Source organism: Janthinobacterium sp. C22, assembly GCF_057919405.1.
This window is the reverse complement of sequence record NZ_CP193659.1, coordinates 6,695,771-6,706,928: the sequence shown is the minus strand read 5'-3', so window position 1 is coordinate 6,706,928 and position 11,158 is coordinate 6,695,771. Positions and strand designations below refer to the sequence as shown.

13 protein-coding genes and 2 pseudogenes are annotated in these 11,158 nt (G+C 67.3%); 12 read left to right on the top strand and 3 right to left on the bottom strand.

Annotated features, from left to right (window positions below):
• Window positions 1–99: 99 nt before the first annotated feature.
• Genes ACRHIG_RS31525 through ACRHIG_RS31515 form a run of 3 tightly spaced genes read left to right on the top strand, consistent with a single transcriptional unit; the run spans window position 100 to window position 1,804 of the window.
• A complete protein-coding gene (locus tag ACRHIG_RS31525) occupies window positions 100–390 on the top strand; it encodes a hypothetical protein (protein ID WP_489629046.1) in 291 nt (96 codons plus the stop codon).
• Complete coding sequence (locus tag ACRHIG_RS31520; protein ID WP_489629045.1) at window positions 378–797, top strand: FimD/PapC C-terminal domain-containing protein; 420 nt, start codon at window positions 378–380, stop codon at window positions 795–797. The genes ACRHIG_RS31525 and ACRHIG_RS31520 overlap by 13 nt, the downstream gene beginning before the upstream one ends.
• Window positions 761–1,804 (top strand): Csu type fimbrial protein, encoded by a 1,044-nt coding sequence (locus ACRHIG_RS31515; RefSeq protein WP_489629044.1) that lies wholly within the window; start codon window positions 761–763, stop codon window positions 1,802–1,804. The genes ACRHIG_RS31520 and ACRHIG_RS31515 overlap by 37 nt, the downstream gene beginning before the upstream one ends.
• Here the strand turns inward: ACRHIG_RS31515 and ACRHIG_RS31510 are convergent.
• Window positions 1,801–2,037, bottom strand: a complete 237-nt coding sequence (locus tag ACRHIG_RS31510) for a hypothetical protein (RefSeq protein ID WP_475417156.1) — start codon at window positions 2,035–2,037, stop codon at window positions 1,801–1,803. The genes ACRHIG_RS31515 and ACRHIG_RS31510 overlap by 4 nt on opposite strands.
• Window position 2,038: 1 nt before the next feature.
• Between ACRHIG_RS31510 and ACRHIG_RS31505 the strand changes: the two genes are divergently transcribed.
• The 4 genes from ACRHIG_RS31505 (at window position 2,039) to ACRHIG_RS31490 (ending at window position 4,509) form a co-directional block, all read left to right on the top strand.
• On the top strand, window positions 2,039–2,227 hold the full coding sequence (locus ACRHIG_RS31505) for a hypothetical protein (protein ID WP_489629043.1): 189 nt from the start codon (window positions 2,039–2,041) through the stop codon (window positions 2,225–2,227).
• A 63-nt stretch (window positions 2,228–2,290) separates the two neighbouring features.
• Entirely contained in the window at window positions 2,291–2,848 is a 558-nt protein-coding gene (locus ACRHIG_RS31500; RefSeq protein ID WP_010394680.1) for a winged helix-turn-helix transcriptional regulator, read from the top strand.
• A 172-nt stretch (window positions 2,849–3,020) separates the two neighbouring features.
• Window positions 3,021–3,458, top strand: a complete 438-nt coding sequence (locus ACRHIG_RS31495; RefSeq protein ID WP_489629042.1) for a CHRD domain-containing protein — start codon at window positions 3,021–3,023, stop codon at window positions 3,456–3,458.
• 97 nt (window positions 3,459–3,555) lie between these two features.
• Window positions 3,556–4,509: an AEC family transporter gene (locus ACRHIG_RS31490; RefSeq protein ID WP_489629041.1), complete on the top strand. Its 954-nt coding sequence runs from the start codon at window positions 3,556–3,558 to the stop codon at window positions 4,507–4,509.
• Here the strand turns inward: ACRHIG_RS31490 and ACRHIG_RS31485 are convergent.
• Both ACRHIG_RS31485 and ACRHIG_RS31480 read right to left on the bottom strand, forming a co-directional pair.
• Window positions 4,493–5,146: an FMN-binding negative transcriptional regulator gene (locus ACRHIG_RS31485; protein WP_489629040.1), complete on the bottom strand. Its 654-nt coding sequence runs from the start codon at window positions 5,144–5,146 to the stop codon at window positions 4,493–4,495. The genes ACRHIG_RS31490 and ACRHIG_RS31485 overlap by 17 nt on opposite strands.
• Window positions 5,147–5,608, bottom strand: a complete 462-nt coding sequence (locus ACRHIG_RS31480) for an OsmC family protein (protein ID WP_489629039.1) — start codon at window positions 5,606–5,608, stop codon at window positions 5,147–5,149.
• Here ACRHIG_RS31480 and pdxR point away from each other — a divergent pair.
• The 5 genes and pseudogenes from pdxR to epsC all read left to right on the top strand — a co-directional run bounded on the left by pdxR (window position 5,531) and on the right by epsC (window position 11,157).
• Window positions 5,531–7,427, top strand: a pseudogene (gene pdxR, locus ACRHIG_RS31475) (MocR-like pyridoxine biosynthesis transcription factor PdxR). The gene ACRHIG_RS31480 and the pseudogene pdxR sit on opposite strands and share 78 nt — an antisense overlap.
• Entirely contained in the window at window positions 7,309–7,833 is a 525-nt protein-coding gene (locus ACRHIG_RS31470; RefSeq protein ID WP_489629038.1) for a DNA-3-methyladenine glycosylase I, read from the top strand. Before pdxR ends, ACRHIG_RS31470 begins: the two are co-directional and overlap by 119 nt.
• A complete protein-coding gene (mnmC1, locus tag ACRHIG_RS31465) occupies window positions 7,763–9,427 on the top strand; it encodes an FAD-dependent 5-carboxymethylaminomethyl-2-thiouridine(34) oxidoreductase MnmC1 (RefSeq protein ID WP_489629037.1) in 1,665 nt (554 codons plus the stop codon). The genes ACRHIG_RS31470 and mnmC1 overlap by 71 nt, the downstream gene beginning before the upstream one ends.
• Before the next feature lie 228 nt (window positions 9,428–9,655).
• On the top strand, window positions 9,656–10,153 hold the full coding sequence (locus tag ACRHIG_RS31460; RefSeq protein ID WP_489629036.1) for a rhodanese-like domain-containing protein: 498 nt from the start codon (window positions 9,656–9,658) through the stop codon (window positions 10,151–10,153).
• A 19-nt stretch (window positions 10,154–10,172) separates the two neighbouring features.
• Window positions 10,173–11,157 (top strand): annotated as a pseudogene (gene epsC / locus ACRHIG_RS31455) (serine O-acetyltransferase EpsC).
• Window position 11,158: the final 1 nt, after the last annotated feature.

Here is an 11,158-nt window from a genome sequence, read left to right as displayed (position 1 = left end):
CTGGCCATCAGCACGAGCGGCAGCCGGCAAAACGGCGAAAGCGGCCGCAGCGTCAGCGCGCAGCGCGCGGCGGACTTTGGCGGCGGCTTCGGCTGGAACTTGCAGGCTGGCACGGTGGGCCGCAATGCCTACCGGCAGGCGCAAGTGGAATACCTGGGCAATGACGGCCGCGTGACTGCGCGCACGCAAAGCAGCAGCATGGGCAATGCCTCCTCGCTGGGCGCGGCCGGCGCGCTGGTGCTGATGGATGGGCATATCGAGGCGGCGCGCCAGGTGGGCAACGGTTTTGCGCTGGTCTCCACTGGCGGCGTGGGCAATATTCCTGTGCTGCATGAAAACCGCCAGATCGGCGTGACGGGGGGAGCGGCTATCTGCTGGTGCCGAATTTGAATCCCTATGGCAATAACCAGATCAGCATCGCCACGGAGGACCTCGACGTCGATGCGCGCGTGCCCGTGACTAATATCAATGTCGTGCCGCAACACCTGGCCGGCGTGCTGGCGGCCTTTCCCGTCGAACGCTACAGCGCCGCCACCATCATCGTGCAAGGCGCCGATGGCAAGCCGCTGGCCACGGGCTTGCCCGTGCTGCATCTGCAAAGCGGCAAGCAGACGGTGGTGGGATTTGACGGCATGGTGTTCGTCGACGATCTGCGCGAGCAGAATCAGCTGCAAGTCGGCGAGGGCGACAGTACGTGCACGGTGCGGTTTGTCTATGTGCGCCCGGCGGCGGGCGGCTTGCCCGTGATCGGGCCGCTGCGTTGCGCAGCCGCCGCCAGCGCCGGGGCGGGCCGCTGATGCGCCGCCTGCTGCTATGGCTGACCCTGCTGCTGGGCTGCGCCTGGGGCAGCGTGGCGCAGGCGGCCGACACCTGCACGGTCAGCATGACGAATATCGATTTCGGCGCCGTCAGCCCGATTTCCGGCACCGATTACGTGGCGCAGGCCACGGGCACCTTCAGCTGCCTGTTTTCATCGCTGAACCTGGGACAGTTGCTCACGCCCAACGCGCAAGTGTGCATCTCGCTGGGGCTGGGCACGAATTCCACCTCGGCCCTGCCGCGCAAGCTGGGCAACGGCACCAATCGCATGGAGTACAACGTGTACGTGGACAATTCGTATGCCACGGCGAAGATCTGGGGCGGCGCCGGCGTGGCGGGCGCGCCATCGACCTTCGGCATGATCCTGTCGGCCGGCTTGCTGGCCCCGCCCGGCACGTATTCCACCACCTTTACCGTGTACGCGAAGATCCCCGCCGGCACGGCCCTGGCCGCCGTGCCGACGGTGGGCAACGCGAATACCGTGTATACGTCGAGCTTTGCCGGCGTGGGCACGTACACCTACACGACCTATGGCCTGATCAACCTGCAGGGTTGCTCGGCCAGCAGCGGCAGCTTCGGTTTCACGGTGAATGCCACGGCCGTCAACGACTGCACCATCGCGGCCAGTCCGATGGCGTTCGCGAACGCTTCCATCCTGACGGGCAACTTGCGCAGCACCAGTACCTTGTCCGTGCGCTGCGTGAACAACAATGCGTACCAGATTGCCCTGAGCGGCGGCAGCGTGGCGGCCAATGTGGCGAACCGGCAAATGAAAAACATTGTAACGACGGACAAGGTCAGCTACCTGCTGTCCGCCACGCTCGATGGCCCGCTGTGGGGCGATGGCACGGCAGGCACCAGCATGGTGACGGGCACGGGCACGGGCGCCAGCGTGCCGCTGACGATTTACGGCCGCGTGCCGGCGCAGGTGTCGCCGCGTCCCGGCGACTACAAGGACACGGTGACGGCAACGATTTATTTCTAGAACGTGACGGTGACGAGGCCGGCGCCCGACGGCGTTGTCTGCTGGAGCAGCAGATAGGGCGTGTTGTGCTGGCAGCGCACCTCGGTGCCGCCGCGCTGCGAGACGACCGTGCACGCTTCGTGGACGACGAAGGTGGCCTGGAGCGTGGCGGAAGAGACGGTACCGGCGGTGGTGGTCTGGCACAGGGACAGGGCGAACAGGGCAGGCAGTACGGCAAGCTTCAAAGGGGTCATCGTGAACGCAGTGAGTGAAAAACGGGCGTGGGCAGCAGCGCTGGAAGGCGTGGCTGACACCGTTTTTCGCACCGGGATTGGGAGAGCAGAACCAGCCATGATTGTACTTGAAACAGGAAAGTGTGAGTTTTTGCGTATTTTCACGCCGCTGCCGGGGTGCGCAGGTCGCTTGCAAAGTGATAGTAACTAAGTTTCCGTGTTGCAACTGAAAGACTTTTCGATTGTTGTGTTGAATCAATGTGAGGAGATGGTCATGAAACATACCAACTTTAATAATTTGCCTTGCCCGATCGCTCGCAGCCTGGGCAAGGTGGGCGAATGGTGGAGCATCCTCATCCTGCGCGAAGCGTTTTATGGCAAGACGCGTTTCGACGAATTTGAAAAAAGCCTCAAGATCGCGCCCACCATCCTGACGCGCCGCCTCGCCGACCTGGTGGAAGGGGGCTTGATGACGCGCCGCCTGTATTGCGCCAAGCCGCCCCGCTACGACTATGTGCTGACCAAGTCCGGGCGCGCCTTCAAGCCCGTCCTGCTGGCGTTTATCGCCTGGGGCAACGAGAACTTCGCGCCCGAAGGCGCCAGCCTCGTCATCGCCAGCCGCGACACGGGCCTGGCCGCCGATCCCGTGCTGGTCGACGCCATGACGGGCTTGCCCATCAATGACGAGTATTACGCGTTCGCGCCCGGGCCTGCCGCCAGCGACAGCATGCGCAGCATCATCCTCGATGCGGAAAAAAGCAGCGGCATCGCGCCCAAGCCCAAGGCCGCGCCCGCCAACCGGGGCTGGGTGGCGGAAGGGCATCTGGCCTGAGGGCGCGACGGCAGGCGCGCAGCAAGTTTGGCGCAAAGCAAAGCGGGCACGGCGGTATGGCGTTATTGTCACGCTACAGCAAGATGTTTTGCGTGACACCAGTGCGGCGCAGGCCCGGTTGTGCGGGGCAGGACGCCATCCGTGACCCGATGTCCGTTGAAGGAGTACTGCCATGACCACATTGCCACAACACGTACGCCGCGCCGCCAGCGTGCTGGCGCTGGCCGCCCTGCTGGGCGCCTGTTCCCATGGCCCGCATCACCCGGGCGGCCATGACGTGACCCTGACGGGCGCGCAGGAAGTGCCGGCCAATACCAGCATGGCCAGCGGCAGCAGCAATATCCGCGTCGGCCACGACCGCAGCGTCAGCGGCGTCGTGCGCTACACGGGCATGGTGGCCACCGTCGCGCATATCCATGAAGCGCCCGCTGGCGCCAACGGCCCCGTCATCGTGCCCCTGATGCAGACCAGCGCCGGCATGTTTGTCGTGCCGGACGGCACCATGCTCACGCCGCCCCAGTATGCGAGCTACCAGGCCGGCAACCTGTACGTGAACGTGCACAGCGCCGCGTATCCGGCCGGCGAGATCCGCGCGCAGCTCAAGCCATAGCCGGCGACCGGCGTTTTCTCCGAAACCTCCTTGGGCCGCGCGAGCGGCCTTTTTGCGCCAGGCGACCAGCCAGTGCGGCGCGCTACAATGGCGCTGCATGCTGACCATCCTCGCCATCACCTTTCCCTTCTTCGCCCTGGTGCTGTGCGGCTACCTGGCCGTGCGGCGCACGCTGCTGCCGCTGGCCGCCATCGGCGGCTTGAACAGTTTTGTCCTGTACTTCGCGCTGCCGTGCATGCTGTACCGTTTCGGCGCCGCCACGCCCATCGCGCAACTGCTCGACGCCAGCGTGTTCGGCGTGTACCTGCTGTGCGCCCTGATCATGGTGGGCGTCACCACCGCCATGACCCTGAGCCACCGCATCGACTGGAACAATGCGGCCTTCGGCGCGCTGGTGGCGGCCTTCCCGAACACGGGCTTCATGGGTGTGCCGCTGCTATTGACCCTGCTCGGCCCCCGTTCCTCGGGGCCCGTCATCGTCACCATCATCGTCGACATGCTCATCACCAGTTCGCTGTGCATCGCCCTGTCGCGCATCGGCAGCGGCGGCGCGCATGGCAGCCGCGCCGCCGTCGTCAACGCCATGAAGGGCATGGCGGGCAACCCGATGCCGTGGGCGATCGTGCTCGGTGCCCTGTCGTCATGGCTGGAGTTGGCCTTGCCCAAGCCATTGATGCAGACGGTGGGCTTGCTGGCCGACGCCGCCTCGCCGGTCGCTCTGTTTACCATCGGTGCCGTGCTGGCCCGTTCGCAGATGAGCACGAGCGACCCGGCGCCGTTGGGAGAGTATGTGCCCGTGGCGCTGAAAAAACTGCTGCTGCATCCGCTGCTGGTGTGGGGCATCGGCCACGCGGCCATCGCGCTCGGCGCGCCGCTCGATCCGTTCGCGCTGACCTGCATGGTGCTGGTGGCGTGCCTGCCCAGCGCCAGCAACGTCTCGCTGCTGTCGGAACGCTTCGGTGCGAACACGGCGCGCATCGCCCGCATCATTTTAGTCTCGACGGCGCTGTCGTTCCTGACGTTTTCGGCGGCCGTCAGCTGGCTGACGTGACGTTGGCGGCGATCAGCGCGCCCAGCGCCTGCGCCGCGCCGGGTTGATGGCCCAGCGCCAGGCCATGCGCCATGCTGGCCTGGTCCTGCATGCTGCGGTTCTGGCCCAGCTTCCATTTTCCCGTGATGCGGGTGAGGGGAATCTCGATGCCGACGATGGCTTTCAATAGCTTGTCGATGTAGCCGGCCGGCGCATCGCCCACCTTCCACGGCGCGGCTTGATCCGCCTCATGGCGCGCCGTCAGCCGCTCCACCAGTCCCAGCAGCCATGCCGCGTCGTCGATGGCGCGCAGGGGGCCATGCGCGTGCACCACCGCATAGTTAAAGGTCGGCACCTCCTTGCCGCTGCGCTGCTTTTCCGCATACCAGGCGGGCGTGATGTAGGCGTGCGGCCCCTGGAAGATCACCAGTGCGTCGTCGCTCCCGCCGGCCGCGCGCCACAGCGGGTTGGCGCGCGCCACGTGGGCGCGCAGGATGCCGAACGGCGCCTCGGGCGTGGGCGCGGCGATCTCGAACGGCAGATGGTCGGCGCACAGGCCATCGGCACCGTGGCGCACCAGCGCGCCCAGCGGGTGACTGTCGATCAGGCCATGCAGCACGTCGAGGCGCTCTTCGCGGAAGGTGGCGGGCGTGTACATTCAGTGGGCTCCTTGCACGACGACGTCGGCCGTCAGCGAATTGGCGATGTAGCAGCGTTCGTGCGCATCGTGGTGCAGGGCGGCCAGCGCCTCGGACGAGGGCGGCGTTCCCGCGAAGGCGATGCGCGGACGCAGCACGATGCGCGTCATGGCCAGGCGGCCTTGTGCATTCTTGCCCAGTTCGCCGACGGCGTCGTCGCGGTAATCGTCGATGACGTAGCCGCGCTGCGCTGCCAGCGACAGGAAGAACAGCATGTGGCAGCTCGACGTGGCAGCCACCAGCGCCTCTTCCGGGTCGATATTTGCCGCCACGGACATCGGCAGCGGCACGGACAGGGGCGACGACGAGGCGGGCACCGTCAGGCCGCCGTCGAACTGCCATTCATGGCCGCGGCTGTAGCGCTGGCCGGCGAAATCCTGGCCGTCGCGCTGCCAGGCCACGGTGGCGAAAAACTGATGCATGGGTGCTCCGCAAGAGTAGAAGGGATGCGCCATCTTAGCGCCAGTCTTGGCTATTTAAAACAGCCAATAAGTGCTATCTTGAAGCTACCAATTCATGAGCCCCACCCCACTATGCCAGCTTCCCACCTGAACCCGATCATCGCCACCTTGCCGCTGCAGCGCGGCGCCGTCGAACCGCTGTTCCGCCAGCTGTATGCGGCCATCAAGGCGGCCATTCTCGACGGCCGCATGCATCCCGGCATGCAGCTGCCGCCCACGCGCGATTTTTGCCGCCTGCTGGCCGTGTCGCGCCAGACGGTGCTCAATGCGTATGCGCTGCTGACGGCCGAAGGCTATCTCGATGGCGCCGTCGGACGCGGCACCTTTGTCAGCCGTGAGGTGCCGCTGCCTGTGCCGCCGGCCGCTACGCCCGGCCTGCTGCGGGCCCTGTCGGTGCGCGGGCAGGGCGTGGTGGCGGCCATGCGCCAGGTGGCGTTCCACCGGGGGCCGCTGCGCGCTTTCCGCGTCGGCATGCCGCGCATCGACCATTTTCCATTTGACGTGTGGAACCGCCTGGAAGCGCGGCGCTGGCGCCGCCCCGACCACCAGTTCGGCTACAGCGACCCGGCCGGCTACCTGCCGCTGCGCGAACTGCTGTGCGTGTACCTGAAGGCCTCGCGCGGCGTCCAGTGCACGCCACAGCAGATCGTCATCACGTCCGGTTCGCAGCAGGCGCTGTTCATGCTGTCGACTATTTTGCTGGCGCCCGGCGATGCTGCCTGGATGGAGTCGCCCGGCTACCGGGGCGCCAGCGGCCCTGCGCGCGGCCGGCGCGCGCGTGTTTCCCGTCCCCGTCGATGCGCAGGGGCTGGACGTGGCCTACGGCGTGGCGCACTGTCCGCAGGCGAAGCTGGCCTACGTGACGCCATCGCACCAGATGCCGCTGGGCGTGAGCATGAGCTTGCCCCGCCGCCTGGCCCTGCTGGCCTGGGCCGCGCACAATAAAGCCTGGCTGGTGGAAGACGATTACGACAGCGAATACCGCTACACGGGCGCGCCGCTGGCGTCGCTGCAAAGCCTGGACCGGGCCGGCTGCGTGGTGTACGTGGGCACCCTGTCGAAAGTGCTGTTTCCCGGCCTGCGCCTCGGTTACATGGTGGCGCCGCCCGCGCTGGCCGAGGCGCTGGTGCAGGCCAAGGCCGTGATGGACCGGCACACGGCCATCGTGCCGCAGATGGCGCTGGCCGACTTCATCGCCGAGGGCCACTTCGGCCGGCATATCCGCCGCACGCGCGACAGCAATGCCGAACGGCGCGATCTGCTGGTGCGCGGCCTGGCGCGCGAACTGGGCGACCAGCTCGCGTGCGGCCCGGCCGACAGCGGCCTGGAACTGTGCGCCTATTTTCGCGGCGATCACGATGAAGAAGCGGTGTCGCGCGCGGGCCTGGCGCGGGGCATCGAATTGCGTCCGCTGGGCCACTATGCCGACCCTGACGCCGGCGCCGCCTGCGCCACGCCGCGCGGGCTGCTGCTGGGCTTTGCCGCCATCCCCCGGCCGAGATGGCGCACGGCTTGCAGGAACTGGGACGCATCCTGCGCGGCCGATAATCTATACTGGGACTTGCCTGCACATGAAGACGACGACCATGACCATTACCCGCTGCTCCTGGGCCAATCCGGCCAATCCCCGCTACCTTGCGTATCACGACACGGAGTGGGGCGTGCCCTGCCACGACGAGCGCCGGCTGTTCGAGATGCTGAACCTGGAAGGGGCGCAGGCGGGCCTGAGCTGGGAAACCATCCTCAACAAGCGCGACACCTACCGCGCCGCTTTCGATGACTGGGATGCGGAAAAGATCGCCGCGTATGGCCCTGACAAGGTGGCGCAGCTGCTGGCGGACCCCGGCATCGTGCGCAACCGCCTGAAGGTGGCGGCCGCCATCACGAATGCGCAAGCCTATTTGCGCCTGCGCGCGGAGGGCCAGACCCTGGACAGCTTTTTGTGGGCATACGTCGATGGCCAGCCCATCGTCAACAGCTGGCAGCCGGGCGAGTTTCCCGCCAAGACGGCCCTGTCCGACACACTGTCGAAAGACTTGCTCAAGCGGGGCTTCAAGTTCGTCGGCTCGACCATCATCTACGCCTACATGCAGGGCATCGGCATGGTCAACGACCATGCGCCCGCCTGTTTTGCCGCGCGGGGCGCTGATGCGCCGCGCGCTGGTCCTGCTCGACACGGATTTTGACGGCGCCCGCCTGCGCGCCGCCTGCGCCGCGCATGGCGGTCGCCGCCTGCACTACATCGCGCTGGCGCCGCGTCCCGTCGACGCCAGCCACTTGCCCGAGGAGTGGCGCACGCAATGGCCGCCCTGCGTGCCTGGCCTGCACCGCATGGTCGCGCGCGACGGCCTCGTCACACTCGACGTGCTGATCGGCGAGCCCGATGCCTGTCTGGCGCAATTGTCGGCGCGTGTCGATGAAGTGCACCTGGCCTGGGTGCCGGCGGCCACGCCGGTGCTGGCGCGCCTGATGGCCGATGGCGCCCGCCTGCAAGCCGTGCACCTGGAGGAAGCGCAGCGCGCGGCCCTGCAACAGCATGGTTTTGTATTTGACGAGAGCCGTTTGCGCGCCGTGTTTTATGCCCGGCGCGGAGAATCCGTGAGCGCCGTGGCGCCCGAGCGGCGCGCCATCGTCATCGGCGCGGGCGTGGCCGGCGCGGCCGCTTGCGAACGGCTGGCCGCGCGCGGCTGGAAGGTGACCTTGATCGAACGCCACGCGCAGCCGGCCAGCGAAGCGTCGGGCAACCTGGCCGGCATCTTCATGCCGCTGATGTCGAAGGACGACAATATCGCCACGCGCCTGGTGCGCGCCGCCTACCTGTACTCGCTGCGCTACTGGCAAGATCTGGGCGGCATCGGCACCGCCATCGAAGGTGCGCAATGCAGTGTGCTGCAGCTGGCGCGCGATGCGGAACACGCGTACGTGCAGCGGCAGATCGCCGCCAGCGGCCTGTATCCGCGTGAATTCGCCCGCTGGCTGGAAGCGCCCGAGGCGAGCGCCATGCTGGGCGCGCCGGCGCCCGATGGCGCCTGGTGGTTCGAGCAGGGCGGCTGGGCGCGCCCGTCTTCCGTGTGCGCGGCCATGCTGGACGCCTGCGGCGCCTTGCTTACGCGGTGCTTTTCCAGCAGCGCCCTGCGCCTGGAACGTGGCGACGGCGAATGGCTGGTGCGCGATGCGGACGGTACCCTGATCGCGGCGGCACCCACCGTCATCCTGGCGGCCGGCACGGGCGCCGTAGCCTTTGAACAGGCGGCCGGACTGCCGCTCGATGCCGTGCGCGGCCAGGTCACGCACCTGGCCGCAGGCAGCTTGCCCTCGCTGCCATTCGTCGTCTGCCGCGAAGCCTACATGACGCCGGCGCACCAGGGCGTCGTCTGCGTGGGCGCCAGCTACGACGCGGACGCGGACGCCAAGCTGCGCCCATCGAACCAGGAAGAAAATATCGCGAAGATCGCCGACATCCTGGACGTCGCCCCGTTCGACGCGCCGCTGGCCGGGCGCACGGGCTTTCGCTGCGTGGCGCCGGACCGCTTGCCGCTGGCCGGCGCCTTGCCCGACCCCGGCATACCGGGCCGTTGCGAGCGCCTGCGCGACGTGCCGCGCTGGCCCGGCCTGTTTGGTCTGCTCGGTTACGCGTCGCGCGGCCTGATCTGGGCACCGCTGGCGGCCGAGCTGCTGGCTTGCCAGCTGGAGGGGGAGCCGTTGCCGCTGGAGAGTCAATTGGCCGCCGCCCTGGATCCTGCCCGTTTCTTGCTGCGCGAACGCCGCCGCGCTGGTTGAGCGTTGGCGCAGAGCAGGCGAGGGCTGGGGTCAGACCCCCAACACAGCTGACGCAAAGCCTGGCGCCAACGCGCGTGAGGGTCTGACCCCATATGCGGACGCTCCGCGCGTAGTCCCCATATCTGTTTTTCAGCTTTCCAAACTCTTTTTAATTTGTTTTCCGAACAACATAAGTTCGCTACAGTGGACTCGTGCTGGTTTTTGACGACGGAATAAAGAGGTGGAAAGATGGCTGCTGCAGAACTGATTTTCGATCCCCGCGCCGCGCACGGCGAGGCGGCGTTTGACGAAGTACTGAATAACGCGCGCGCCCAGGCGCAGGCGCAGGGCTTGCCGTATGCGGGCATCGTCAGCGCGCAGGATGCGTGGCAGCTTGTGCAGGCCGGCAAAGCCGTGCTGGTCGACGTGCGCACGAATGAAGAACGTACTTTCGTCGGCTACGTGCCCGCCTCGCTGCACGTGGCGTGGGCGACCGGCACGGCCATGAACCGCAACCCCCGCTTTGTGCGCGAGCTGGAAGCGAAGGCGGGCGGCAAGGATGCCGTCGTGGTGCTGCTGTGCCGCAGCGGCAAGCGCTCGGCCGCAGCCGCCGAAGCGGCGGCCAAGGCCGGTTTCAAGCACGTCTTCAATATTGCGCAAGGCTTCGAAGGCGACCTCGACGCGCAGCAGCAGCGCGGCCACAGCGGCGGCTGGCGCTGGCATGCGCTGCCCTGGCTGCAAGATTAAACTTCTTCCCGGGACCACCATGAACCAGCAAGCCATTCCCCCCGTCTCCCTTGCCGCGCAGCCGCAATGGGAACTGCGCCAGATCGTCGATGAATTGCGCGCCGTGCGCGCGCAGTGGCGCGAGGGGCTGGCCAGCAGCCAGGAATGCGGCGCGCGCGAATTCCCGTCGCGCCAGCATTTGCGCGACATCGTTGGCGCCCTGTGCGCGGCCCTGTTCCCCATGCGCCTGGGCCCCCTCGACCTGCAGCAGGAGAGCGAGGATTTTTGTCGGCCACACGCTCGACACGACCTTGACGGGCCTGCACGAACAGGTGCGGCGCGAACTCAGTTACCACGCGCGCCAGCACGGCTTGCAGCAGACGGTCTCCATCGAACAGCAGGCGCTGGCCATCGTGCAACGCTTCGCCCGCGCGCTGCCGCGCATCCGCGCCCAGCTCGACACGGACGTGGCGGCCGCCTTCCAGGGCGACCCGGCGGCGCACAGCGTCGATGAAGTGCTGCTGTGCTATCCGGGCATCCTGGCCATCATCCATTACCGCCTGGCGCACACCTTGTATGCGCTCGGCGCGCCGCTGGTGGCGCGCATCATCGCCGAAGTGGCCCATTCGCAGACGGGCATCGACATCCACCCGGGCGCCGTCATCGGCAGCAGCTTTTTCATCGACCATGGCACGGGCGTGGTGATCGGCGAGACGGCCATCATCGGCGACCGGGTGCGCATCTACCAGGCCGTCACCCTGGGCGCCAAGCGCTTTCCAGCCGGCGCCGGCGGCGTGCTGCAAAAGGGACTGGCGCGCCACCCCATCGTGCAGGACGACGTGGTCATCTATGCGGGCGCGACGATCCTGGGACGGGTGACCATCGGTCAGGGCTCCGTCATCGGCGGCAATGTCTGGCTGACCCGCAGCGTGGCGCCCGGCAGCCACGTCACGCAAGCGCATAACCAGCAGGAGGCGCCGGAATCGCCGGCGCCATCCCACCCCGCCTTTGCCCACCACCCATGAG